Source organism: Pseudoalteromonas sp. AWH4_217 (assembly GCF_056161105.1).
The window spans coordinates 198,792-223,359 of the sequence record NZ_JBSWYM010000006.1; the positions used below are offsets into that span (position 1 = coordinate 198,792).

A 24,568-nucleotide genomic window follows, 5' to 3' on the forward strand; every position below is an offset into this window, starting at 1 on the left:
GGGTCTGATAACTGAATTTAGACATCGAAGGTAGCGAGACAGGGAGCCATATTTTGGTCACCGAACACTCTGAACTGGTGGGGTTTCTGCCCAATTGGTAGCTATGCTGCGTTTGGCACTAAGGTCCTCATTCAGTCTGCGTTGATAGCGTGTATTCTTTTAGTGATTTGGGGAGCGTTGCCGGCCTTGCCATTTACCTCAAAGTTAGCCGCACTTGTCTGGATAATGGCAATGGTCTCGGCCTGGTTTGAAACGCAATTAAGCGTCGGCGCTGCTATTTTCGGCACACGCCGCTGTCGCAACGGGACTGACCAGTCAGCCAGTAAGAAATGCGATAGCGGTTTTTGGCAAACAGTAAGTAAAACTTATCTGCGATGGGTTTGATGACGGGCCATCTAAGTGGCGCATACAACCAGCCCATTCCTACTAATCGCCACGCCTGATGTGTAACATCCAGACCCAGCAACAGGTTACCTTTGGCATCCAGCGCATGCAAAACTGTGTTTGCCTTTTCCGGGTCAATGCCAGGGTAGCGGGCAAATTCGTCGCTGAAAATATCGACCGTTTTAATGCGTTGTGCTTTATCTCGCTTGGTCAGTGCAGTCATTTCCTTAACGCACAAAGGGCAGCTGCCGTCATAAAATATGGTGAGTTCGCTCATTTGCTTATCCGGTTGTTTTTAACGCAATACGCACTGGTAAAATAATAAGATCATTGCTGGCGTATGTCTGCATATTATTTCAGGGTGTTGTCTTCATCAGGGTAACGCACACCCATCAAGTTGTATGCCAGCAAAAAATGAACACGGCGGACGAGAAAGTTAAACAGAACACCTCGCAAAAAGGCTAATTGTAACTCTGTCCCACCTTTGTGATCTAAGTGTATAAAAGATGATCTTTTAGTTTTTTATTTCTCTATATTTAGTGATATTTCACCACCTAATCAATAACATAAAGCCAAACCATTAATAATTATTGTGTTCAATCAAAGGCTGCCTTTAACTATAATATTCGATTACTTAATGAGTCGTTGTGTGAAAAACATACCCGGGCTAATCCCTATTCAGGCATTAGTCTGCGACTTTATTGTGTACAAATATGCTGCATGGTTATGCCATTTTTACACATAAAATCGCTGGTATTTTGCACTCTTTTTTAAGGTTACAAGCAGCCGCCAGAGATATTTGGTTTTAGTATCTCTGGCGGTTTTTTATTCGTCTGAATTATTGTTAAATTAGGGAACTTTACAAAGAGCATGGCAATAAAAGATTTATCCATTACCAAACAAATAGGTTTGAGCTTTTTTTCGGTATTTTTTGTTTTCTTCGCTGTGAGTCTGTTGACCTATAACGGACTGAGAGGGATCAGCGATGATCTTGATTCAATCGTACAAACCAGTATTCCTTCAGTAGAGATCGTTAAGGATTTAAAGATAGAGCTTACCACCATTCGTAAAGATGAGTTTGGTGCCACCATGAACCCGGACCACCCCGAAATGAGCGAGTGGCTGAGCATTCTGAGCGACTTACGTGCCGGGGTAAATCGTAAAGTTGCGCTATACAGTCAGCTTAATGTAAGCGTAAAGGAGCGCCGCCAGTTCGAGGCGTTTGAGTCTGCCTGGCGTAAATATGCTGCGGCAACGTCGGACTTTAACGCGCTGGTGCGCGGTGGTGAGGTGAACCGCGCTAATGAGACGGTACTAAACAGCTATCCCGTCTTTGCTAAGGCCATGGACGAGCTAAGTGAGCTGGAGAAAATCAACAGTGACAATGTGGGTCATGCTGAGTCATCTGCCATTGGGGCCGTCAAAACCGTGATCACGGCCATTATTATTTGTACTTTGGTATGTGCTGTGATGATTGCGCTGATCTGTGTTGTGCTCAGCGGGGCCATTAGACGTCCTTTGGAAGAAGCCATGAATCTGGCTGGCAGCATTGCAAATGGCGATTTAAGTACCCGCATTGATATAGATTCGGCAGGCAGCAACGAACTGGGCTCGTTGCTGGTGTCACTGGAAAGAATGCGTCAGCAGTTAAACAGCCTTGTTGTGAAAATTAATGACAGCGCTATCTTGCTCTCTTCCGCAGTTGAAGAAGTGAACATGATTTCGGCACAAAACGCCAAAGGCATGGAGCATCAGCAAAACGAGTTACAGTCTGTTGCTTCTGCCATGACCCAGATGCAGGCCACCGTGTCTGAGGTAGCACAAAGCACCGAAATGGGGGCAGAGTCTGCTAACCAGGCTCATATGAAATCGCGAGAGGGCAATACGGCACTGACAAGCAGCATGTCGCATATTTCGGCTGTGGCAGAAACTGTAACGCACGCTGGCGAGCTGGCGGTCAATCTTGAAAAGAACGCGCAGAATATCAATGTGGTAGTCGACGTGATCCGCGAAATTGCAGAGCAAACAAACCTGCTGGCGCTGAATGCTGCCATTGAAGCCGCCCGTGCCGGTGCACAGGGCCGTGGTTTTGCTGTAGTGGCCGACGAAGTGCGCTCACTGGCGCGTCGTACCCAGGAATCAACCACACAAATTGTTGAAATTGTCAGTGACTTGCAACAAAAATCCAAAGAAACGGGGGAAGCCACACGCACCTGCCAGACCGGGATTGATGTGTGCGTGGAGCAAACTGAGACGGTCAGCCAAACCATCAGCCAGATTGAACAGGAGATCGACAGCATTGCAGCAATGAGCACGCAGATAGCGGCGGCTTGTAATGAGCAGTCTGTGGTGTCTGAGGAGCTCAATCGCAATATTGAGAACATTAATGTGGCCGGTGTTGAGATGACTGAGGGAGCCAATCAAATCTCCCATGCCTGTCATGACATCAGTGAGCTGGCCCACAGCCTCAAATCCAGTGTCGAGCAGTTTAAGTTATAGCCTTTGCGGTTTGCGTTCACAGCGCGAAGCGTTGGGTAAAAAACTCCAGAAACGCCCCTACCCGTGGAGAAACAGTCGAGTGCTTGTAGTAGACTGCATTGACCTCTTCGCGTGGATTAGGGCTCATAATCGCGCCGGGTAGCACCTCTTCAAGCCGCTGATTTTTCATGTCTTGCTGGATCATAAAGCGTGACAGCAGTGCAATACCATTGCCATTTAGTGCCAGCTGACGAATTGCTTCTCCATTGCTGGCACTGATAGCTGGTTTTATGGTCATTTGCTCTTGTAAGCACCACTGGTTGAGCCTGGGTGCATCAGCAAAACCAATCAGTATGTGTTTATTTAAATCAGCCTCGCAGCTTGGCTGGCCATGTTTTGCCAGGTATCGGGGACTGGCTACCAGGTGTAATGTACTGGTACCGAGCCTTTTAGCATGCAAGTTCGAGTCGTTTAGCTTGCCAATACGGATCGCCACATCGGTTTTCTTTTCAATCAGGTCGACAATGTTTTCATTGGAGATTAGCTCCAGCGTTATGCCGGGATAGGCCCTGGCGAAGTCTTCCACATGCGGGATAACCTGATGGAACAAAAAGGGGCTGGCAGCATCCACCCTGAGTTTCCCCTTAGGCGCACCTTTTATGCTATTAAGTGCTTCCTCACCCTGCAATAAAGCATTGAGTCCGGTTCTTGCGTGGCTCAAAAATACCAGCCCTTCTTCGGTGAGCTCCACCCGACGTGTACTGCGAATAAACAGCGTGACATCCAATGTTTGCTCCAGCCTGGCCACAGAGCGGGATACTTTGGCTGGGTGGGTATTAAGCAAAATAGCGGCTTGTGTGAAGCTGCCACAATCAGCGACTGTAATAAAACTCTTAATGTCTTGTGTTTTGGACTTTAGATCCATGCCTTGCACCACCGATTAGCAAAGTCGTATTCAGTAATATTATTACATTTTATGCAAAATGGTTTTGTTATTTGTGTTGTTTTTGTTGGTAATTGAATGCTGCACACTCTTTTCACTTAATTATTGTGAGGAGATCATTATGCCTTTAGCTTTGTTTGCGCTGACCTTAAGCGCATTTGCTATCGGGACGACTGAGTTTGTGATTGTTGGGCTGGTGCCCACGATTGCTCAAGATTTAGGGGTTTCACTTCCCTCTGCGGGTTTGCTGGTGAGTTTATATGCGCTTGGCGTTGCTGTCGGGGCACCAGTATTGACGGCGCTTACCGGGCGATGGCGCCGTAAACAGGTACTGTTAACACTAATGGCTTTGTTTATTGGCGGCAACCTGTTGGCCTGGCAAGCGCCTGGTTATGATTCATTGATTGTTGCGCGGATCCTGACTGGATTGGCACATGGGGTGTTTTTCTCTATCGGCTCGACCATAGCGACCAGTCTCGTCAGTAAAGAAAAAGAAGCCAGTGCGATTGCCATTATGTTTACCGGCCTGACTGTTGCACTGGTCACTGGTGTCCCTCTGGGTACCTGGATTGGTCAGGAGTTTGGCTGGCGAGCAACCTTTTTGATTGTGTCATTACTCGGTTTGGTGGCATTTTTTGGCAGCGCTCTTTTGCTACCCGGGAACCTTAAACAAGCAGAGCCTGCCAAGCTGAGCGAACAGCTCAAAGTACTGACTCAGCCACGTCTGTTACTGGTGTATGCCATGACCGCCGTAGGCTATGGTGGTACGTTTGCGACTTTCACTTACTTGGCCCCTATCTTGGAGCAGGTTTCCGGATTTGCCGCCAGCTCAGTTGGGTTAATTATGCTGGTTTATGGCGTCTCCGTTGCCGTAGGGAACATTTGGGGCGGCAGGTTGGCTGACCGTCTGGGTCCTGTGAAAGCACTGTATATCATTTTTAGCGCGTTGGCGTTGGTATTGTTTGTGTTCACATGGACAGCAGGCGGTCAAATTGGAGCGGTATTAACCGTATTGTTGTGGGGCGCATTTGCATTCGGTAATGTGCCAGGCTTGCAGGTATATGTGGTGCAGTTAGCCGAGAAACATACCCCCAATGCGGTGGATGTTGCATCCGGGCTTAATATCGCAGCATTTAACATCGGTATTGCCATTGGATCGGTGGTCGGTGGGGTCGTCGTTGAAGAAATGTCATTGCAGGATACGCCCTGGGTTGGGGGCACTATAGTGATATTGGCATTGTTGCTGACCCGGGCCTCTGGTCTTATGGACAAGCGAGAGCACCGACTAGCGTCTTGTTAGTGCGCTAAGTGTTTACAGTGTCAGGCGTGATTTAAGCCGCTCTAACTGAGCGTTAATCATGCCTGCTGTGAACTATCAGAATTTTAGGTGTAATACGATGTTATTGATATTTAGATATATCCTTTCCCATAATGATGGTTAAATATCACATGAGTCAGGGAGTTATAGTATGGCAAGCAACAATGAATTTATTAAACAAGTTATCTTTGTCAATACGACCGGTGCCAAAGGACAGGGTAAAACGACCTTAACTGCTGCTATCACGAAGGTGCTGGAAAAAGACCATATGGCATCAGCACAAGACTTTGCCGCATTAAATAATGCGCCGCAACATAAAACCCGCTCAGGTGTGACCTTTTACCGCTCGGAAGCAGATTATGAATCCTCAGCGCGAGTGTACGTTCAATTTGATTACCCCAGTTTGATGGACCAAGCCAAGGGGATGATCAGTGGTGAATCCAGGGTCGATGTGGCAATTCTAGTGGTCACACCGGAGCCTGAACTTATTGAGTCGTGTGGCGAATACCTGATGCTATTGCGTGACTGTGGCGTAAGCCAAGTCGTTGTGTTTATTAATAAGTGCGACGTTGCGCAGGGCAAAGAACTCGCCGCTCTTGTCGAACCGCTCGTGAGAGAGCAGCTTGATCGATACTGGTTTGATAGTGAAAGGACACCTGTGATCTATGGTTCTGCATTGCAAGCGCTTGAAGGAGACCCCGTTTGGGAAGATAAGATACGGGATTTAGTCAGAGCAATGAATAGTCATTTTTTGGATCCCGTTCTTTATAAAGATCAGCCTTTCTTAATGCCTGTCGAAGATGTATTTGAGATTCAGTTTCGTGGCACACATACCTGTGGCAGGATTACGTCCGGTACTTTACGAGTAAACGATTCTGTTGAACTTGCTGGGATTAGAGACTCACGACAGACAACTTGTTCGAAAATACAGATTGGATCTCAGCCACAAGACTGTGTGAGTGTAGGAGACCACACAATGATAGTGCTCAAAGGGATCCCACGCGATGAGATTGAAACAGGCATGGTGCTTTGCGAAAAGGGCACGCTGAAGTCATGTAAACGTTTCGAAGCGCTGCTTTATTGTTTGACCGGTGAAGAGGGCGGACGCAAAACGCCTTTGCACAATGGATTTGAAGGTGACTTTAGACTGCATTACCTTGATGTGGCAGGCACGGTGAGCTGGACCAGCGACATTGAATCGATGGCGCCGGGCGATAAGCTTAACGGGACCGTCAGGCTGAGTAAGTCTATGGCGATAAAAGCGGGTGTAGAATTCGAGGTCCGCCAGCATGGTCAGATTGTCGCTGTCGGGTGTGTAACCTGTCCCATTGACTGAGTGTTTTAACCAAAAAGTCAGCGCCTATCGCAGGCGCTGACTTTTGGGATGGGATTACAACTGATGACGCAAATCAAAACGGTCTAGCTGCATCACTTTGTGCCAGGCTTTAACAAAGTCCTCTGCAAACTTTTGCTGAGCGTTGTCATAGGCATAGACTTCGGCCACGGCGCGCAGCTCTGAGTTTGAGCCAAAGATCAAATCCACACTGGTGGCCGTGAAGCGCTTTTTGCCTGTGCTGCGGTCAATGCTTTCGTATAAACCTGCCTGGCTGGTTTTTTGCCACTGATGAGACATGCTCAGCAGATTGACGAAAAAGTCGTTGCTGAGCGTGCCCACTTTATCGGTAAATACACCGTGCTGAGAGTTCATGGCATTGGCACCCAGTACACGTAAACCACCCAGCAGCACCGTCATTTCTGGCACAGTCAGATTAAGCTGATCGGCTTTATCAACCAACATTTCGGTTGGTGAGCGGTAGCTGGCATTCACGTCAAAGTAGTTTCTGAACGCATCCGCTTTTGGCTCAAGCAGTGCAAATGATTCCACATCAGTTTGTGCCTGAGTTGCGTCGGTGCGCCCTGGGGTAAAGGGCACAGACACCGTAATACCGGCATTTTTGGCTGCCTGTTCAACTGCGGCGGCACCCGCCAGTACAATTACATCGGCCATAGAGACTTGCTTAGTGCCACCGGCTGCGCGGTTAAAGCGCGCCTGTACAGCTTGCAGCTGATTTAAAACTGACGATAGCTCATCCGGGTTGTTAACGGGCCAGTCTTTTTGTGGTGCCAGCATAATACGGGCGCCGTTGGCACCACCGCGCATGTCCGAGGCACGGAAGCTGGCCGCAGACGCCCAGGCGGTGCGAATAAGCGCCGGTACGCTGATCCCGGTTTTCAGAATATCCAGCTTGATTGCCTTGGCATCGGCTTCGTTTATCAATGCATGATCTACAGCCGGAACCGGATCTTGCCAGATCAACGCTTCATCAGGGGCGGTATTGCCCAAGTAGCGGGCACGCGGACCCATATCGCGGTGCGTAAGCTTGTACCAGGCTTTGGCAAAGGCCAGACGGTATTCTTCCGGGTTGGCTAAAAAGCGCTCGGCAATTTTGCGATACTCCGGGTCGTACTTGAGTGCCAGATCTGCGGTCGTCATCACGGGTGAATTAAACTTCCCTTTGACATGTGCATCGGGTACTGAGGTGTGCAGTGCCTCATCGGTTGGGATCCACTGAATGGCACCGCCCGGGCTGCGTGTTTGCTGCCATTCAAAGTTCAGCAGGTTTTGCAGGTAGAGCGTAGTCCAGCGGGTAGGTGCCTGAGTCCACGCGCCTTCCAGGCCACTGGTGACGGTATCTTCAGAGTGGCCTTTACCACATTTGTTTTTCCAGCCAAGACCTTGCTCTTCAATGGCGGCCCCGCCGGGTTCTTTACCCACACATTTGCTGGCTTTATGCGCGCCGTGCATTTTACCAAAGGTGTGACCACCGGCGATAAGCGCCACGGTTTCCTCGTCATTCATGGCCATACGACCAAACGCCACGCGGATGTTTTTGGCCGAGCCTACCGGATCGGGCTTACCTTTAGGGCCTTCCGGATTGACGTAAATTAAACCCATGTGTGTAGCACCCAGCGGACGTTGTAATTTACCGTCTTTTTCTTCGCGATCACTGGCCAGCATTTCAACCTCAGGACCCCAATAGACTAAGTCTGGTTCCCAATCGTCGGTGCGCCCACCGGCGAAACCATAAGTTTTAAAGCCCATATTTTCCAGGCCAACGGTACCTGCCAGGATCATCAAATCGCCCCAGGAAATTTGCGCACCGTACTTTTGCTTAAGCGGCCACAACAGGCGCTTGGCTTTGTCCAGGTTGCCATTGTCTGGCCAGCTGTTGAGCGGATCAAAGCGCATCTGACCGCCATCACCACCACCGCGACCATCTAATGTACGATAGGTCCCCGAGCTGTGCCAGGCCAGGCGAATAAACAGCGGCCCGTAGTTGCCCCAGTCGGCAGGCCACCAGTCTTGTGATGTAGTGAGTAGCGCGTTCATATCACGCTTTAGCGCCGCCATATCTAGCTTGTTGAATGCCATGGCATAGTCGAAGTCTTCGCCCAGTGGATTGGAGCGGCCGTCGTGGTCGCGCAGTGGAGATAAGTCAAGCTGATCCGGCCACCAGAACTGATTGGATTTGGCCACGCCCATAGGTACATTGCCGGACCCGACAGCGCCTTTAGGTTTGCTGATCTCGCTATGTGACTGGCTGCCTTGTTGCAGGTCGTCGTTGCTGGCGCAGGCGCTGAGGCCCGTTACCGCTAAACTTACCAGCGCGGCTAAGGCTGATTTTTGAAATATTTTTGTGGTCATAGTGGTTACCTTATTTTTTTGAAACGCCTGCCGACCAGCCAAACCCTACCCAGCCGGCAGTACATCTACTTAATTCCCAGCGAGTATAGTTACGTGTTTGCAAAATTGTTAATGGAATTTATAGATGCTCGTATTCGTAAAAATCAATGGCTGTATTTTTGGTGCATGAGGCGTTGCTGGTAAAGGTTGTCAGATGTAAAGTGACAGGCAGGTTGAAAGGGGATGGCAAAGCAAAAAAGGCCTAAAGATGATACATTTACACGTCTCGACTCAATGATCTTCGATGCGTATGAGATAAGGCAATATCTATTTCAAAGTAACGTTAACTCCCATTGGCGTATAGTTAATGCCTTTTATCGCATACAAGCTTGAGCAGTGTCGGCTTTGCTGTTAGGTTTTTAGAAACAACCAGGCTGTGACTTTTCGTTGCAAATCTGGCTGTAGTTCGGAGAAACCAGTACGCAGCTGCTTGACAATGATTTTAAAAAAGATCGTATGACTCGTACTCAGTTATGAAACCGACAAGTATTTTTAAATGCATGATCTAAGCACTATACACTCTAAAATAGGAATTTATAACAATGAAGTTATTTTCAATAACCATGGCAGCGTTTGCTTTACTTTTCTCATCATTTAGCCGCAGTGAAGCGAATACCGGGGAAGAGTATCAGGCTGTTGTAGATACGGCTTACATGTATTTTAATGGTGCGGCGAAGGGCGACCAGGACATGCTGGCAAAAGCCTTTGATCAGGAGTTTGGCCACGTCAAAATGATTAGGATAGATAATGATACTAAAGAAGAAACAATCAGAATTGTCCCGTTGAAGGAGTTCTCAGGTTATTTTAAGAAAGCGACCAAGGATAAATGGGAGGCTGATATTTTATCTGTCGATATCGTGGATAATAAAATGGCTATGGTAAAAATGGATTTTCATACACCAAAAACGCACTATGTCGATTACCTGGTGATGTATAAGCGTGAAGGCGCTTGGCGAATTGTGACTAAAACGTTTGTCGCCAAGAGTAAAACATAACGCCGTAACTATAATGTAATACAATGTTGGAATTGCCATGGATTATCTGGCCATACTATTGATCCGATTTTATCAACGTTTTATTTCTCCACATAAAGGGTTTCGATGTGCCCATGCGGTTTTTCATGGGGGGGAGAGTTGCTCACATGCTGTGTTGGCCATTGTAAAAGAAGATGGCCTCTGGGGAGGATATCGCAAGATAAGGGCACGGATGCGCGCGTGTAAGCAAGCTTATCTCTTGCTTGAGCAATCAGCGTCAAAAGACAGGCGAAAAAAAGACGAGAGCCGTTGCGACTGCTGCGACCCAAGTGCGGGTTGTGATATTGCCAGTTGTGGTGGCAGAGGGAAAAGCTGTGATGCGGCAGATATGTCATGCGATTGCTGGCCTTTTTAACAGGCTAGTTCCAGTATTTCCAGCCATCGAGATAGTAGTAGAGCACATGGGGCTGATCCAGGCTGCTGATCTTGCTGTGGGTGTTATGCATATCAGCCGGAAACGTCAATAATAAGGGTTCAATATCTGGATTGTAAAAACGCGTGTCCGGCAGCGTATTGTGCCTCAATGCACACGCAGCTTTGCAGGCCATGACAAACCCCCAGTTGCCAAATGAAGGGACATCCACATGATAAGGGGTGACTGAGTGAAAACCCACCGACGCCGCCGTATTATGAATTGACCAAAATGCCTGCCTGGCAAAATAGGGGCTGGTTGCCTGAGTCACCATAATTCCATGTGCATCAAGACGGTGCTTTATCAGAGTATAAAACTGCTTACTGTATAACCTGGCCAGACTAATGGTTTTCGGGTCCGGTAAATCCACCACAATCAGGTCGTATTTGTCGGGTGTGTCTGTCAGGTAGACAAACGCATCCTGATTAATCACAGTTACTTTGGGGTCGTGCAGGGCGTTTTGGTTAAGCTGTTTGAGATGAAAATTGCTGCGGGCAAGCGCAGCTACCGCCGGATCCAGGTCAACCAGGGTAATGGATTCAATATCAGGATACTTGAGCAGCTCCCTGGTTGCCAGGCCGTCACCACCGCCTAATATCAAGACGTTACTGGTAGCTGTTTGCCGTTGTATTGGCAAGTGGATAAGCGACTCATGGTAGCGATACTCGTCAATGGCAGAAAACTGCAAGCCACCATTTAAATACAAACGCACATCCTCTTTGTGTTTGGTCATGATCAGCTGCTGGTACCGTGACTGTTCACTGTGCACAATACGGTCTTCAAATACGGTTTCATTCCAGTGATGATTCAGCGCTTTGCTGAAGAACATCAACCCTGCGAGCGTGAGTAGCACCAGCACCAGGAGCCACCTTAACAGGCGTGCCTGCCTGAGGGGAAACTGAGCGTAAAAATACCACAATAAGGTTAAGGCGATGGACAAGTTGATGAGCCCAAACAACAGTGAGGTTTTGAACACGCCAAGCCAGGGCAGCAGTGCCAGCGGAAAAACCAGGGTGGCGATTAACGCACCCAGATAATCAATAGACAACACATTGGCCAGGTTCACCTTTAAGGTATAGTGCTTTTCCATCAGCCGTGACAGCAGCGGAATTTCAAGGCCCACAAAAATCCCAATCAGAGCGGTGAGCGCAACCGACATACTCTGGAAATGCCAGCCCTGAGCATAACAAAAATACAGTAAAGGCACTGAGCTGCCACCAATCAGCGCCAGCATAAGCTCGTACACAATGAACTGCGTCAGCAGTGTGTTGTCAGTGACCCACTTAGACAGGTACGAGCCCACGCCCATAAACGCCATATAGACGCCAATGGTAATGGAAAACTGCATCACGCTATCGCCCAGAAAATAAGCGCCTGTGGTTGCTATCAGTAGCTCATAAACAATCGAGCATAACCCCGCAATAAAGATGCTAAACAGCAGGATATGGCTTTCTCTGAGCACTTATTTACCACCCCGGCCGCTGCCACCGCGATGGTTGGCACCAGACAAACTTTGCTGGCGAATACTGCGATCAACCGTCATTTGCGACTTACCATAGGCATAGCTGACGTAATTAATGTCATCATCATTTTTGTACGCCCAGCTGAACATCAAGGCAAATAGCCCGAGGGAGAAACACCAGGCGTACAGCGGGGCACGTGAGGGGCGGGCTTGATCGCCAAATGGGTTATGACCATAGGGCTTCTTGTTATAGGTTGTTTTGCCAGACAGCGGCTTATCTTCTTCATAGCGGTTGCCCAGCACTGCAAAACACAAGAAAGCCACAATGAGTGCTATATAGTAGAGCGGTTTTAGTACACTGGCATCTCCTCTTATAGGCACAACGCGAAAGTAGTAGAGCGTGTTATTCAGTTTTTGATTGTTGCTACTTTGATCAGTCAAATACAGCTGGTAGCTGCCTTTTTTGGCAAAACGAATTTTAAACGAGGCTTCCTTTTTATGTTCGGTCCACTTGCCTTCGGAGTCTCTGCCTGACTCAGACCACAGCTCATCATGATAACTAAACAGGTAAGTGCCATCGGCCTGATAGACTTCCATATCCATGGCTTTCCAGGTATTCATCTTCATCACGCCCTTAAGTTCAAAGCGCATCATCTGGCCATCTTCAGGCACATCGAACAGGTAGGCCTTGTCCTGATTGGTATATTCTGTACTCTTGGCAAAAGGCACTTTGGCAACAGCTTCATCCAACACCGAACCGCCAACAAAGCATAAAGTCAGGATGACTAAAGCCAGGAAAAAGGTTTTTATCACACTCATAAAATGTCCTTTTTAAAGTGTGTAGAAAATTGCCACGGCAACCGATAGGGCCACGCTCGCTTCAATTAAAGAAACCGCGGTATTGCCCTGGGCGATGGCCTTGTTGACTCTCACCCCTGGCATCAGCACTAAATCAGTCAGTAAGCGCACTACGGGGAGTAACACCAGCGCAATGGCTGCGTCGATAAAAAATAGTGTAATGCTGTGTGACCAGGTTTCTAACCCGCCGCGCAGTGCGTGAAATAAGATAATACCGGTGGCAATTTTGGTTGCAGCAAAACTGACGGCCGCCGCCATATTGTTGTTTTGCAGCTCCTGGTGCAGGTCAAAATGCGTCAGGGCATCATATAGTCTGCTTGCTACCAGCAGAACCAGCTGAGCGAGCAAATAAAATACAATGGCCGAGGCAAAACTCCCTTCACCTTTCAAAGCCCCTGCGATAATTAATCCGGCGCTGATGTAACTGGCAAATTGCGCGACTCCAACCGGCAGATTCTGATGAGTGATAAGTTGTGTGGTGTTGCAAAACTTGGGCAACAGCAGCTTATCGTTAATCACTCGTGTTACCACCAATAACCCAAGCCCCACAAGTGAGTACATACTTACATTAATTAGATCGGTTAGCAGGCCTTTACTAGGCCCCTGAAGGACTGCTACATACATCATAGTGACTGCAATTAAGAAACCACTGATTGATGTTGCCAAAGCCAGGTTTTTGTTCTGTTCAATTTCCGTGAAGGTGTTGTACGAAGTGGTCGCGTTATAGAGCCATTTTGCAACAAATAGCACCACAAGAAAGAGCCCGAAGTAGCTCAGTTCAGCCAAAGGGAAGTCCATGTTTGTTTCCGTATTTTACCCAAGAATGTACAAGCGGGCGATTTTAGCACAGAAAAAAAACGAGTAAATTCTTTTAATATTGCGCTACTTCATGGTGGCTGTCCCCGATTTATGTAATGATGAAAGTGAATCAATTATTGCATATTGCAGTAGGAAAGGAGTTTTGATGAATATTACAATTGCAATAACATTGGCCGTTTCAGCTTTGATGATGTTATTAATGGGGATCACCTATCTGTACAGCGACGAGTCCTTTGGCGGTATTTTGTTGGTCGTATTGCTGTTGTCAGTGCCAATGCTGATTGCCCAGTGCATGGTGTGTTTTTTCTGCAGAACACATTTCGGGCGAGCTAACCCAGTGCTCCATAAAATCGGTTTGTATGCATTCATTGCAACGGTATGTGTTTATGCCTATTGGAATGGCTTAATGTTCTTAGATGTCATGCAAAAGGGCTATATGAGTGGGGTTCATGGCTACGCAGGCTTCTTTTTATGGCTTGGAGGGATGTGGGCGCTCTCTATCGGCGCAGCGATTGGCGTGTCGCTCCATTTTATCCCGATTGTAATCGCAGCATTGAAGAACAAATTGAAGTCGTTGGGTAATGGATAAATCGAGCATAATTCGAGTTCTATTGATTGCCCTGAGCTTGATAGCCTCCATTATCTTTGGCTATATCAACTCAGATAATAACCAAAAGGTTATAGCTGAGGAAATCAGCCAACTAACTATGGGGTTTCCAGAACAGGCTGAACTGGACCGAGTATTTGGTAGTCACTCCCGGATCGTACTTAGTATCAGTTTTCATAATATGCCCGTTGACAACTATGAATTCGAACAGAGGAAAGTTCTTTATAAAAACAAAGTGCGCAGCTATATATGTACGAGTCCTGCGTTATATAAACAGCTAGCAAAAGCGCGCTCAACAAAACAGATGAACACCAGGCCTTTTCGAGTAGAGGCTGAACTGTCCAGTGCTGAGCCTGATCAAGCAATGGGATTGCTGAGTTTGACGATGGAAATGTGTGAAGCCTACCGTTAGAGTGAATAGAGACTGCACAGATTCAGCCTTCTTTATAATAAGCCTAATACTTCCTACACTAAGCGAAGATATTACCCCTTCATATGCCAGATATGCCAGGGTGGGGCTTGCGGAAAGCTCATAGGGGTATTTTTATTTTAATCACAATAATTTAAACTTTTATATTGGCACAGCTATTTTGTATTTCACTATCAAAGAATGAGAGAATACCTAGTCATTCACAAGCTCAGCGCAAACCGCTGCTTAAAAAAATACTAATAATATCGAGAAGTTATTATGCAAAATGAAAGTTTCAAGGACGCCACTCGCCTAACAAAGTGGGTACGTTATATGCTGCTGGCTCAGGTTTTAATGGCGATAGTGTCATTAGTGTCTCACAATCTTGAGTTCCATTTATTGTCTGATTATGAGGAAGGGGTGTATTTTTCTCAAGAGCGGGCAATAGCAGCAGGCGAAGCAAATGATCAACGTCAACAAATCGTAGCTATTTTTTACTTACTGGTTTTTAGTATATCTGGATTCTTAATTCTAAAATGGATCCATCGGGCCAATTATAACGCGCGTCAGTTGGGGGCAGAGAAAATGGAATTTACTCCAGGCTGGTCAATTGGGTATTTCTTTATCCCTGTTCTGTCTCTGTGGAAACCCTATCAGGCGATGAAAGAGATTTGGAAAACCAGCCATAACCCTACAAACTGGGTATTCGAAGGAGTAGGCTCGATTGTAGGTATATGGTGGTTTTTGTGGATCACGTCTACTATCGTAGGCCAACTTTCATTCCGTTTGTCATTGGATGCGGAAGAGCTTTCAGAGTTTATCACAGCAAACCTTGTTGCACATGTTGCAGAGGTGATTGCCATACTACTTGCTGTGGTCACGTTAAGGCTTATTGAATCTATCCATAAAGCACAAGTAACTGCATACCCTGACATTGAACTATTTGAGAGTGAGGGGACATTAATACCAAATGAAAAGACTGAGAGTGAAGCGCACAACCCTGATCCATAATTGTGAACCGATTTGGACCAGAGTAACTACTTATAAAAAGTGAATGCCGCTTTTATAAAAGCACCTCATAGGGTGAGGAAACCCAGTTGACTGATTGCCAAATTTAAACGCCACCCGCCATGCGGGTGGCTGCAAAGACTTAGTCTTCTTTGTTGTCGGTTCTGTACTTCTCAAACCAGGCCAGGATATTGCCCACTTTACGTGCCAGATTGGAAGGCTTAGCGGCAATACCATGATAGGCGCCCTGAATACGCACAAAAGCGCTGTCTACGCCTTGCAGTCGCAGCGCCCCATAATACTGCTCACTTTCGCTCATCGGTGTGCGGACATCTAGCTCGCCAGTCAGTACCATAGTGGGCGTCTTGACATTGCCAACCAGAGAAAGTGGTGAACGGTTCCAGTATTGCTGGTAATCGTTCCAGGGCAGGTCGCTAAACCAGTATTTGGTCATAAAGGTGTAGATGTCGGACGCACCTATCATACTGGTCCAGTTGATCACGGGTTTTGCAACAACCGATGCCTTGAAGCGATCTGTTTTGCCTATGATCCAGGCTGTTAATGTGCCGCCGCCTGAGCCACCGGTGACAAATAAGTTCTCTTCGTCAACATACCCTTTTGCAATGACGCCATCGACCATGTCCATCAGGTCGTTGTAATCCTCTGACGGGTAGTTTTTATCAATCTCGTTAGCAAAGTCAGCGCCCATAGACGTTGAACCTCTTGGGTTACCATAAACCACGACGTAACCTGCGGCTGCGAACAACTGGACTTCGGTTGAAAATTCAGGGCCATATGCGGTGTGTGGTCCGCCGTGAATTTCCAGGATGAGTGGGTATTTCTTATTCGGGTCAAAATTAGGTGGAGTCACAATCCAGGCTTGCAGGCGTCTGCCATCTACACTGCTGTTTACTTCCATCAGCTGGGGTTTATTCAGTGTTTTATGATCGAAAACGTCACTGTTCAGATCGGTCAGTTGTGTCACTTTACCGCGCTTATTGACGACTGCCAGATCGGCCGGGCGTACTCCGGTTGACTGAGTATAAACAATCTGGCCATTGTCGGTCACATCGTAATGACCTGATGTGTAGGGGCGTCCCAGGCTCATGCCGCCCAATGCATCGGTTTTGGTTTTGATTTTGCCGGACAGCGACACATAAGCGACGTGTTTTTTGCCATCATTATCGTGACTAAAATACAGCCCTTTGCTGTTGTCGGCCCATTTTACATTGCCAACACTGCGGTCCAGGTCGGGAGTGAGTCGCTGGATGTCAGAACCATCCGGGTTCATAACATACAACTCGACAATCTGATTGGATTTGCCATTGTCCTCAAAGCCCGTGAAGGCCACTTTTTTGCCATTCGGACTCATCTGAGGGCCACTTTCGGGGCCTGACATATCGGTCAGCTTAGTGACCTTTGAACTCAGGATATCAATGGCCATCAAATCGCTATTGAAAACATCAAACTCCGCGTTTTCGCGGGTATTGGCCGACACGATGAGCTGTTTACTGTCGTGTGTCCAGGCCAATGAACCAGCGTAATCATGGGCACCTGAAGTAATTTGTCTGGGTGCACCACCAATTGCTGGCACCACATAAACCTGCATATTTCCGGGGCGTTTCATGCCCGCACCATCGCGCTGGAACAGAGTTTTGTCGATATACTGTGCATTATCAGCCCACTTGGCACCTTTTGGTTTAAAATCCAGGCTAAATAGTGGCGCAGACTTACCAGGCGTAAACATTGAAAAAGCCAGCTGCTTACCATCAGGCGAGAAACTCATGTTATTTGGCGTCATGTTGACATCTGTGACTCGTGCTGTAAGGCCGGACTCCAGGTCGCGTAGATAGATCTGAACTTTTCCTTCTTTACTGGACAGATATGCCATCTTGGTGCCATCCGGCGAAAATACCGGGTTGAAGTGGTTTTTGGTATCTGATAGCAAAGGTAAGTGTTTTTTACCGTCCAGAGACACGGTCCACAGGTTTCTTCTCAGGCTGTCAGTCATGATATCCATGCTGCGTCGCTCATAGACAACCTGTTTACCATCTGGCATGACCACAGGATTGGCGGCGTATTCAATGTTGAATATATCCTGATAGGTGAGCGTGTTATTTATCTCTTGCTCGCCGGGTCCTTTTGCAAATACCGAACCTGTCAGGGCAAGTGCGATACAAGACGTCAAAATCGAAAGCTTAGTCATTGGCTTAGTACTCTACTCGTTATTGTTGTTGGCCGTTCACACACCTGTGAGCGAGTTAAACAGCCTCTCAGTACAAACCCTATTTATGATATGTTGTAACACCTTTTGGAATAGATACGCGGTAAGTGGGCGAATTTATCCGATGTTTCACTTAAGTGCCGGGAAATTGGGCATTAAAAAGTTTGATATCTGCAAGTGTGGCAAGGTATCTTTCGCCCTGTTGTTTAGCCTGACGCGGTTTCGGGACGTCAGTGTGTGCAGGTGCATTTCAATTTCAGCTTCGGAGCTTTAAATATCAAAATCATGAATAGGTCATATCAATACACGCTGGCGGGCGTCGCTGCGATTGTTTTATGGAGCGCCGTTATGGGATTGATTCGTGCAGTGACTGAAATGCTGGGTCCGGTAGGTGGTGCAGCTTCTATCTACACCGTCGCGGCTGTATTTCTGGTTCTGGTCATGGGTGTACCAAGATTACGTGAATATTCGCCGCGTTACGTATTGATTGGGGGCAGCCTGTTTGTTGCCTATGAAATTTGCCTGGCGCTGGCACTTGCAATGGCAAACACCCGCCAGCAGGCGCTGGAGATGCTGGTGATCAACTACTTATGGCCTGCACTGACGGTGTTGATGGCGGTCATTACCAGCGGGAAAAAGAGCAGTATCTGGGTATATCCGGGGATCTTGCTGGCCTTTTTTGGAGTTGCCTGGAGTATCACGGGTGAACAAGGTATGACACCTGAACAGCTAATGGCAAATATTGCATCAAATCCAACGACCTATGCAATGGCATTGACCGGTGCATTTCTATGGGCTGTGTATTGTGTTTTAACCAAACGTATTGCCAATGGACAAAACGCGATTACTTTGTTCTTTTTGCTGACGGCGATGAGTTTGTGGGTCAAGTATACAGCCAGCGGTGAAACCCCTATGGTGTTGACCTTGGAATCTGTTGGTCTACTCCTGATATCAGGAGTAGCACTGGGTAGTGGATACGCGTTATGGAACTATGCCATTATTGGTGGCAACATGGTTTTGCTGGCGACCCTATCTTATTTCACCCCGGTACTTTCAACTGCTTTGTCTTCGCTGATCCTTGGGCTGGTACTGACGCAAAGTTTTATGCAGGGGGTGTGCATGGTGACCGCAGGCTCTTTGCTTTGCTGGTGGGTGACCAGAGCACAATTCAATGATTAAGTAACTGGGGCAGCAACAGAGTGTGGCAGTGCCCGCCCCATAAATTAGGGAGAAGTCGATTGCATCAACTCAACGTATATTTGGTTAATGCCTTTACAGAGCAAGGCGCAGGAGGAAACCCTGCTGGCGTGGTGTTGCATGCCGATGGACTGACAGACGAGCAAAAGTTGGCCATCGCACAGTCTGTGGGTTTTTCGGAAACCGCCTTTGTGTCAGCAGCCCGCGACGCTGATTTTACAGTGACTTTCTTTACACCCGCAGCTGAAGTCGATTTTTGTGGTCATGCTACCGTAGCCGCGTTTTCTGTGATGTTGGAGCAGGGCCTGATCACTCAGGGGCATTACGTGCAAAGCACCAAAGCAGGTCAACTTGGTGTAACAATAGCGCCTGATGGGCACATTGTGATGGCGCAAAATTTGCCGCAGTATCTTAAGCGCTTTGACTATGCCGAAATATCAGCCTTAATCGGGCTTGATACGTCTATATTAGCGTCGACTCAGTTACCCATTGAGACTATTTCAACCGGCTTGGCGGACATTATAGTGCCTGTACCTAGTGGGCATCTCGATAAGATCAAGGTCAATGATAAAGCGTTGAGCAACTTTTCTCGCCAGCATAACGTCATTGGCTTACATGCGTTTGAGTTGTGCGATGAAGATGAGACGTTCACGGCACGCTGTCGCAATTTTGCGCCTTTATTTGCGATACCCGAAGAGTCTGCTACCGGAAGTGCCTGTGGCGCTCTGGCGTGCTATCTGACTCAATATGTTTACCCTTCTCAGTCTAATCACTTTACCTTTGAGCAAGGTCGGGTGATGGGATACCCCTCGCGCATTACGGCATCGGTAGAGTCAGACGAGCAGGGCATATCTAAAGTATTTGTTGGAGGTAAGGCGCAAATAACAGGTAAAAAAATACTCTCAATATAGCTAGGTTGCCATATTGAGTGTTTTCCAGAATCATTGGCTGTTGTAGCGAGTGTCGCTTATCGCTATCCCTTTTAAGTTTCTGCTGATTTAGGTAGTCTACAGCGGATTCAATTTTGGGAGGTGTGTCGCGATGAAGCGAATTCTTGTATGTGCTGGTCTGGGGCTGGCAGTAACAACCGGTGTTGCCGCCAAAGAGGTGATGACGCCGGAAAAACTCTGGCAGGTAAAACGTGTCAGTGCGTTGGGGCTCAACAAAGATAAAACGCATGTCATTTATAAAGTGACAATGCCCAGTGTCGAGCAGAATAATTTTGCCAGCAAGGTCTATCAGGTGCCGTTAAGAGGGGGCGCCTCTCAGCTTTTAGACGCCTATCAGGGACTGTTGTCAGACGACAAGATCTCTCCTGATGGCAGTAAAAAATTGTTCCACGAAGTTGTGGAAGTAGAGGCAGTACTGGCAAGCGACAGGCACAAAGCGCTCACTCAGGCAAATGCGTACGTGTTTGACGATTTGAACTATCGTCACTGGGACACCTGGAAAGATGGTAGCTATAAGCATGTTTTCTATCAGGATTTAAAAACTGAGCAGAAAGTCGACATCATGAAAGGAAAGCCCTTTGACAGTCCGACTTCACCATTTGGTGGTGCTAAGGACTACATCTGGGGGCCTAAAGGCGAAAATATCTATTATGTGAGCAAAAAGCTCACTGGCGCTGAGTATGTTTCCAGCACCAATACCGACATTTATCGTTATAACCTGGCAAGTCAACAGACCACAAACCTGACTAAAGATAACCCAGGCTATGACAAATATCCGGCTTTCTCGCCAAAAGGCCACCTCGCCTGGTTACAAATGACCACACCGGGGTATGAAGCGGATAAAAATGATATCATCGTCAGAGTTAAAAATAGAGATATTAACCTGACCAGACACTGGGATGGCACAGTAAACAGCTTTAAATGGAGTCACGACGGTAAGCATATCTACTTTGTGGCGCCAACCGATGGCACCATTCAGCTATTCAGGGTTTCAGTAACCACCAACCCTAAAGCCAGACCAGCCATAAAACAACTCACCAAAGGTCAGTTCGATGTTAACGGCATTGTAGCGGCACTGGATAAGCAGCTAGTGGTAACGCGCAACAGCATGAATCAAGCGAAAGAAATCTATCGTTTTGATCTGAAGAGCGAAAAGCTAACCGCATTGACCAAAGTGAATGACGCGTTTTATGCGGGTCTGGATCTGCCAACGGTTAAAAAACAAATGGTTAAGACAAAAGATGGCCAGGATATGCTGACCTGGGTTATCTATCCACCAAACTTTGATGAATCCAAGAAATACCCGACTTTACTGTATCTGCAAGGTGGCCCGCAGTCGGCGCTGTCGCAGTTTTACTCTTTCCGCTGGAATTTTCAGGTGATGGCGTCGCAAGGTTATATTGTGGTTGCGCCAAACCGCCGTGGCATGCCGGGTCATGGTGTTAAATGGAATGAAGACATCACCCAGGACTGGGGTGGTAAAGTAATGCAGGATTATCTTGATGCCATTGATGAAGTAGCAAAAGCGCCTTATGTAGATAAAAAGCGCATTGCTGCGGTGGGCGCCAGCTTTGGTGGCTACTCGGCATTTTATTTAGCCGGTAATCACGAGGGTCGTTTCAAGTCGTTTATTGCACACTGCGGTATTTTTGATTTGCGCAGCATGTACGGCAGTACTGAAGAAGTGTTCTTCGTTAATCACGAATTTGGAGGTGCATACTGGGATAAAAATGCCGCGACCGACTTAACTTACGGTGCATTTAACCCAATCAGCCATGTAGATAAGTGGGATGCCCCTATGTTTGTTATTCACGGCGGTAAAGACTACCGTGTACCGCTGGAACAAGGGATCCAGGCATTCCAGGCTGCAAAGTTACGTGGTCTGAAAAGTCGTTTCCTCTACTTCCCGGAAGAAAACCATTGGGTCCTGTCACCACAAAATGGCATTGTCTGGCAGCGTGAATTCTTCAAATGGCTGGATGATACACTTTAATTAGCCCCACTACAGGCCCGTTAATCGGGCCTGTAGAAGATAAAATCGCTTTCAGGATATACCAATTTACTTAATTAAGTGTTCTATTTTGAGGCGAGAAAATATGGTCGATAACAAGGCAAAAATTTTGCTATTTAGTTAGTCTAAATGAGAAATTTTTAACACCGTTAGCGTCATATTGGCTCCTTCAAATTGAGCAAGTATTAAGTAAAATTGGTATTAGTTCGCTGCCTGACAGTTCTCAATTCTGCGCACGTTTTGCAGTGCATCATAGAGCTTTCGTTTATCGCTTTTGGTGAGGTTGGCGGTAACCAGCTCGCCATAAAACACAGGCCCCAGTTCCGGGGTGAGGTTGCCATGCCGGGCAAGGTGATGAGTCAGTACTTCAAGTATAGCCGCGCCTAACTGGTTTAGTGTGTTTCTCAGTTTAACGAGATCGGCGCCTTTATCAGGCACACCCTCAGCAAGCCATTGCGCCCGGTATCTGTACTGAATTGCCTTGGCTGCGTCCATTTGTGCCTGGAAAAATGCTTCCACGCTGGCCGTGTCCAGACATTGCTGGCGAGCTTGTTCCAGCGCATTTGAAAGCACCACGGCTTCACGAGATAAATCTTCAATGGGTCTGTGCTTGTGTGCTTTAAACAGTGCCACGCTCTGCATCTGAGCAAGACGCTGGTTGATATGTGAGAACAGCATTTTGGCAGAGTCGGTCCGTGTTTTTATCTGTGTATTGGCCTGCTCAACGACTTGTGCCAAAGCTGAACGCGCTTCGTCCTCGCTGATTTGCTCAGGCCTTGTTTCCATCTTCATCAGTGCAAATAATGTGTGGTTGTCTGCGTTGTCCTGAATACCTACTTCGCGCAGGGTCAGCTCAGGGTAGACCGAATTAAGTGCGCAACTGCCCACGGCCACAGTTCCGTGTTCAAACAGGCCTTGTGCCAGCAAGCGGGCTGCTTCGTTGGTGCCTTTGGGCACGGGAATGGTTTGTAGTTGATGTGTGTTAAGCCATTGACCAATTTGTTTCAGGGCGGCAGGGTGAGAAGCCACATGTGTTATTGGGCTTGCCTGGTCTACGCCAAAGACACACATTTCAATGGGCATGCGAACCGCCGCGCTGAGTTCGGTGACCTTGTAGTTGCGCATCGCATTAACAATGGCTGGGACCAGCTGTCCATTGATGGTTGAATTGGCCAACGCACTGAAAGCCCAGGCCGTTTCCGTAATTGCTGCGGCATAGGTATTTTCCGGTGTACCGGAATACAGACGATGGTAAGCATTATCATGACGGCTTTCAAGCAAATCTAATGCTGCGTGATTAAAGCTCCCGGGCCCTGCCTGAACATAGACAGGGGCGGCTTGACCTGTAAGCGTAAATAGCAGCGTTAATGATGCAGTCAGGCGAGATACAAATAGCAATTTCAAAGGCTTTTTCCAGTGGTTATGCAGGCAAAGGCAACATCCTAGCAAAACCCTTACTCTCTGTCTCGAAAAGCATGTTTTGGCCAGCAAACCTCATTATGCTGCGTCGTCGTTCAATGGTTATTATGCAATATATAAACAGATACCAGGATACGATTCTGCGAAAATGCGATTTGTACTTCTGCTCACCACCGCTTCAGCACGAGTTAACTTATTGTTGTGATAATGCGCACAATAAAGGTGGGTCAGGAATGAACATGAGAATAAATAAAATACTGCTAGGCGGTGGCGTAATAATCGCATTATCTGGATGTGAAATGAACAACGCAGGTAAAGGTGCAACGATAGGTGCAGCGGCAGGCGCAGTGCTAGGAAAAGCAACTGGTAATCACAAGGATAAGCGTGTTGTCATTGGCGCAGCTGTGGGGGCCATTGCCGGTGCGGCAATTGGAAACTATATGGACGAACAGGAGGCTGCATTTAATGATGCGCTAGAGGGCTCGGGGGTACAAGTAGTCAGAGAGGGCGAGCAAATACGCCTGGTGTTGCCCTCAAATATCACCTTTGCTACAGGTCAGTCAGTTATTAACCCCGGGTTTCAAAAAACACTGGCAGGAATTGCTCGGGTAATGCACAAATACGACAAGACCTTGCTATCCATTATTGGTCATACTGACTCAACAGGCGCTGCGGGGTTTAACCAGGTACTCTCTGAACAGCGTGCCAACAGTGTGAAACAGTCGCTATTGCCCCTTCAGATACACCCTGACCGTATATACACTCAAGGTGCAGGGGAGTCTCAACCTATTGCCAGCAATGATACTGAGCAGGGCAGAGCACAAAATCGCAGAGTAGAGATTAACATCATTCCGAATCGAGCGTCATAAAACGCGAAGGGGCTGCGAGCTTTGAGAGATGCGTGGTAAGTTTCCATCAGGGTAAAGCCCAGCTGCCAGACTGGGCTCAGGTTCGTAACATTACTCGACGGCGTAATCTACCCGGATCACGCCATAGCGGATCCAGGAATCGCCAGTAAAAGGTTCGTGATAGCAAGTTAAAACGAACGCATTGTGTGGATGGCCATTGTTATATCCTGTTTCAGAGCCCAAGTCTTCGTACACCCAGGCATCTACGATCCCACCGCCTTTTGTCAGTGTCATTGCATTCGTATTTTGTGTTTTGGTTTTTTTCTGACCTAACACGAGTTCGCGCATATAGTTTGTGTTAAAATGGGGGACTTTTGTGTTAGATTTAGGAACTTTTTGTGATAGTTTATCGAAAGACAGACTTTAAGTAATAAGAAGTTTC

General features: G+C 47.5%; 21 protein-coding genes. 12 read left to right on the plus strand and 9 right to left on the minus strand.

Annotated elements, in window-relative coordinates:
• Nucleotides 1–274: 274 nt before the first annotated feature.
• Nucleotides 275–661, minus strand: a complete 387-nt coding sequence (locus ACXAH1_RS09255) for a thiol-disulfide oxidoreductase DCC family protein (RefSeq protein ID WP_475196212.1) — start codon at nucleotides 659–661, stop codon at nucleotides 275–277.
• A 593-nt stretch (nucleotides 662–1,254) separates the two neighbouring features.
• Between ACXAH1_RS09255 and ACXAH1_RS09260 the strand changes: the two genes are divergently transcribed.
• Nucleotides 1,255–2,883, plus strand: coding sequence for a methyl-accepting chemotaxis protein (locus ACXAH1_RS09260; RefSeq protein ID WP_475196214.1), 1,629 nt, complete (start codon nucleotides 1,255–1,257; stop codon nucleotides 2,881–2,883).
• A gap of 16 nt (nucleotides 2,884–2,899) precedes the next feature.
• Here ACXAH1_RS09260 and ACXAH1_RS09265 read toward each other — a convergent pair whose 3' ends face one another.
• Nucleotides 2,900–3,787, minus strand: a complete 888-nt coding sequence (locus tag ACXAH1_RS09265; protein ID WP_475196215.1) for a LysR family transcriptional regulator — start codon at nucleotides 3,785–3,787, stop codon at nucleotides 2,900–2,902.
• A gap of 139 nt (nucleotides 3,788–3,926) precedes the next feature.
• On the opposite strand from ACXAH1_RS09265, the gene ACXAH1_RS09270 reads away from it, so the two are divergent.
• Both ACXAH1_RS09270 and ACXAH1_RS09275 read left to right on the plus strand, forming a co-directional pair.
• Nucleotides 3,927–5,105, plus strand: coding sequence for an MFS transporter (locus ACXAH1_RS09270; protein ID WP_475196216.1), 1,179 nt, complete (start codon nucleotides 3,927–3,929; stop codon nucleotides 5,103–5,105).
• Between the two features lie 169 nt (nucleotides 5,106–5,274).
• Complete coding sequence (locus ACXAH1_RS09275) at nucleotides 5,275–6,459, plus strand: GTP-binding protein (RefSeq protein ID WP_475196218.1); 1,185 nt, start codon at nucleotides 5,275–5,277, stop codon at nucleotides 6,457–6,459.
• A gap of 54 nt (nucleotides 6,460–6,513) precedes the next feature.
• Here ACXAH1_RS09275 and katG read toward each other — a convergent pair whose 3' ends face one another.
• The gene (katG, locus tag ACXAH1_RS09280) at nucleotides 6,514–8,829 is read right to left on the minus strand and encodes a catalase/peroxidase HPI (RefSeq protein ID WP_475196220.1); all 2,316 of its coding nucleotides are present in this window, start codon (nucleotides 8,827–8,829) and stop codon (nucleotides 6,514–6,516) included.
• 581 nt (nucleotides 8,830–9,410) lie between these two features.
• On the opposite strand from katG, the gene ACXAH1_RS09285 reads away from it, so the two are divergent.
• Together ACXAH1_RS09285 and yidD are read left to right on the plus strand one after the other, a co-directional pair.
• Nucleotides 9,411–9,863 (plus strand): nuclear transport factor 2 family protein, encoded by a 453-nt coding sequence (locus tag ACXAH1_RS09285; RefSeq protein WP_475196221.1) that lies wholly within the window; start codon nucleotides 9,411–9,413, stop codon nucleotides 9,861–9,863.
• A gap of 37 nt (nucleotides 9,864–9,900) precedes the next feature.
• Nucleotides 9,901–10,257, plus strand: a complete 357-nt coding sequence (gene yidD / locus ACXAH1_RS09290) for a membrane protein insertion efficiency factor YidD (protein ID WP_475196222.1) — start codon at nucleotides 9,901–9,903, stop codon at nucleotides 10,255–10,257.
• Between the two features lie 4 nt (nucleotides 10,258–10,261).
• Here yidD and ACXAH1_RS09295 read toward each other — a convergent pair whose 3' ends face one another.
• Genes ACXAH1_RS09295 through ACXAH1_RS09305 form a run of 3 tightly spaced genes read right to left on the minus strand, consistent with a single transcriptional unit; the run spans nucleotide 10,262 to nucleotide 13,432 of the window.
• A complete protein-coding gene (locus ACXAH1_RS09295; protein ID WP_475196224.1) occupies nucleotides 10,262–11,776 on the minus strand; it encodes a polyamine aminopropyltransferase in 1,515 nt (504 codons plus the stop codon).
• Nucleotides 11,777–12,595, minus strand: a complete 819-nt coding sequence (locus tag ACXAH1_RS09300) for a hypothetical protein (protein WP_475196225.1) — start codon at nucleotides 12,593–12,595, stop codon at nucleotides 11,777–11,779.
• Nucleotides 12,596–12,607: 12 nt separating this feature from the next.
• Nucleotides 12,608–13,432, minus strand: a complete 825-nt coding sequence (locus ACXAH1_RS09305; RefSeq protein WP_475196227.1) for a DUF350 domain-containing protein — start codon at nucleotides 13,430–13,432, stop codon at nucleotides 12,608–12,610.
• Nucleotides 13,433–13,598: 166 nt separating this feature from the next.
• On the opposite strand from ACXAH1_RS09305, the gene ACXAH1_RS09310 reads away from it, so the two are divergent.
• The 3 genes from ACXAH1_RS09310 (at nucleotide 13,599) to ACXAH1_RS09320 (ending at nucleotide 15,480) form a co-directional block, all read left to right on the plus strand.
• On the plus strand, nucleotides 13,599–14,042 hold the full coding sequence (locus ACXAH1_RS09310; protein WP_475196231.1) for a hypothetical protein: 444 nt from the start codon (nucleotides 13,599–13,601) through the stop codon (nucleotides 14,040–14,042).
• Complete coding sequence (locus ACXAH1_RS09315) at nucleotides 14,035–14,472, plus strand: hypothetical protein (RefSeq protein WP_475196233.1); 438 nt, start codon at nucleotides 14,035–14,037, stop codon at nucleotides 14,470–14,472. Before ACXAH1_RS09310 ends, ACXAH1_RS09315 begins: the two co-directional genes overlap by 8 nt.
• A gap of 276 nt (nucleotides 14,473–14,748) precedes the next feature.
• Entirely contained in the window at nucleotides 14,749–15,480 is a 732-nt protein-coding gene (locus ACXAH1_RS09320; RefSeq protein ID WP_475196234.1) for a DUF4328 domain-containing protein, read from the plus strand.
• Between the two features lie 139 nt (nucleotides 15,481–15,619).
• On the opposite strand, the gene ACXAH1_RS09325 is transcribed toward ACXAH1_RS09320, so the two are convergent.
• Nucleotides 15,620–17,683 carry a S9 family peptidase gene (locus ACXAH1_RS09325; protein ID WP_475196236.1) on the minus strand — a complete coding sequence of 688 codons (2,064 nt, stop codon included), beginning with the start codon at nucleotides 17,681–17,683 and terminating at the stop codon, nucleotides 15,620–15,622.
• Nucleotides 17,684–17,986: 303 nt separating this feature from the next.
• Here ACXAH1_RS09325 and yddG point away from each other — a divergent pair, with 303 nt between their 5' ends.
• From yddG to ACXAH1_RS09340, 3 genes are all read left to right on the plus strand, one after another.
• Complete coding sequence (yddG, locus tag ACXAH1_RS09330) at nucleotides 17,987–18,880, plus strand: aromatic amino acid DMT transporter YddG (RefSeq protein WP_475196238.1); 894 nt, start codon at nucleotides 17,987–17,989, stop codon at nucleotides 18,878–18,880.
• Between the two features lie 59 nt (nucleotides 18,881–18,939).
• A complete protein-coding gene (locus ACXAH1_RS09335; RefSeq protein ID WP_475196240.1) occupies nucleotides 18,940–19,809 on the plus strand; it encodes a PhzF family phenazine biosynthesis protein in 870 nt (289 codons plus the stop codon).
• Nucleotides 19,810–19,939: 130 nt separating this feature from the next.
• Nucleotides 19,940–21,841 (plus strand): S9 family peptidase, encoded by a 1,902-nt coding sequence (locus ACXAH1_RS09340; RefSeq protein WP_475196242.1) that lies wholly within the window; start codon nucleotides 19,940–19,942, stop codon nucleotides 21,839–21,841.
• Nucleotides 21,842–22,060: 219 nt separating this feature from the next.
• Here ACXAH1_RS09340 and aroQ read toward each other — a convergent pair whose 3' ends face one another.
• Complete coding sequence (gene aroQ, locus ACXAH1_RS09345; protein WP_475196243.1) at nucleotides 22,061–23,263, minus strand: gamma subclass chorismate mutase AroQ; 1,203 nt, start codon at nucleotides 23,261–23,263, stop codon at nucleotides 22,061–22,063.
• A gap of 254 nt (nucleotides 23,264–23,517) precedes the next feature.
• Here aroQ and ACXAH1_RS09350 point away from each other — a divergent pair, with 254 nt between their 5' ends.
• A complete protein-coding gene (locus ACXAH1_RS09350) occupies nucleotides 23,518–24,147 on the plus strand; it encodes a YiaD family glycine zipper/OmpA-like lipoprotein (RefSeq protein ID WP_475196244.1) in 630 nt (209 codons plus the stop codon).
• 90 nt (nucleotides 24,148–24,237) lie between these two features.
• Here the strand turns inward: ACXAH1_RS09350 and ACXAH1_RS09355 are convergent, their stop codons facing one another.
• Nucleotides 24,238–24,474, minus strand: coding sequence for a hypothetical protein (locus tag ACXAH1_RS09355; protein WP_475196246.1), 237 nt, complete (start codon nucleotides 24,472–24,474; stop codon nucleotides 24,238–24,240).
• Nucleotides 24,475–24,568 lie beyond the last annotated feature (94 nt).

Bases quoted from the DNA above. Each gene is read 5' to 3' on its own strand.
- ACXAH1_RS09320 (WP_475196234.1), top strand. From the start codon at position 14,749: ATGCAAAATGAAAGTTTCAAGGACGCCACTCGCCTAACAAAGTGGGTA.
- yddG (WP_475196238.1), top strand. From the start codon at position 17,987: ATGAATAGGTCATATCAATACACGCTGGCGGGCGTCGCTGCGATTGTT.
- ACXAH1_RS09315 (WP_475196233.1), top strand. From the start codon at position 14,035: ATGGATAAATCGAGCATAATTCGAGTTCTATTGATTGCCCTGAGCTTG.
- katG (WP_475196220.1), bottom strand. From the start codon at position 8,829: ATGACCACAAAAATATTTCAAAAATCAGCCTTAGCCGCGCTGGTAAGT.
- ACXAH1_RS09325 (WP_475196236.1), bottom strand. From the start codon at position 17,683: ATGACTAAGCTTTCGATTTTGACGTCTTGTATCGCACTTGCCCTGACA.
- ACXAH1_RS09350 (WP_475196244.1), top strand. From the start codon at position 23,518: ATGAGAATAAATAAAATACTGCTAGGCGGTGGCGTAATAATCGCATTA.
- ACXAH1_RS09310 (WP_475196231.1), top strand. From the start codon at position 13,599: ATGAATATTACAATTGCAATAACATTGGCCGTTTCAGCTTTGATGATG.
- ACXAH1_RS09265 (WP_475196215.1), bottom strand. From the start codon at position 3,787: ATGGATCTAAAGTCCAAAACACAAGACATTAAGAGTTTTATTACAGTC.
- ACXAH1_RS09260 (WP_475196214.1), top strand. From the start codon at position 1,255: ATGGCAATAAAAGATTTATCCATTACCAAACAAATAGGTTTGAGCTTT.
- ACXAH1_RS09300 (WP_475196225.1), bottom strand. From the start codon at position 12,595: ATGAGTGTGATAAAAACCTTTTTCCTGGCTTTAGTCATCCTGACTTTA.
- ACXAH1_RS09285 (WP_475196221.1), top strand. From the start codon at position 9,411: ATGAAGTTATTTTCAATAACCATGGCAGCGTTTGCTTTACTTTTCTCA.
- ACXAH1_RS09355 (WP_475196246.1), bottom strand. From the start codon at position 24,474: ATGCGCGAACTCGTGTTAGGTCAGAAAAAAACCAAAACACAAAATACG.
- ACXAH1_RS09340 (WP_475196242.1), top strand. From the start codon at position 19,940: ATGAAGCGAATTCTTGTATGTGCTGGTCTGGGGCTGGCAGTAACAACC.
- ACXAH1_RS09255 (WP_475196212.1), bottom strand. From the start codon at position 661: ATGAGCGAACTCACCATATTTTATGACGGCAGCTGCCCTTTGTGCGTT.
- ACXAH1_RS09270 (WP_475196216.1), top strand. From the start codon at position 3,927: ATGCCTTTAGCTTTGTTTGCGCTGACCTTAAGCGCATTTGCTATCGGG.
- ACXAH1_RS09305 (WP_475196227.1), bottom strand. From the start codon at position 13,432: ATGGACTTCCCTTTGGCTGAACTGAGCTACTTCGGGCTCTTTCTTGTG.
- yidD (WP_475196222.1), top strand. From the start codon at position 9,901: ATGGATTATCTGGCCATACTATTGATCCGATTTTATCAACGTTTTATT.
- ACXAH1_RS09275 (WP_475196218.1), top strand. From the start codon at position 5,275: ATGGCAAGCAACAATGAATTTATTAAACAAGTTATCTTTGTCAATACG.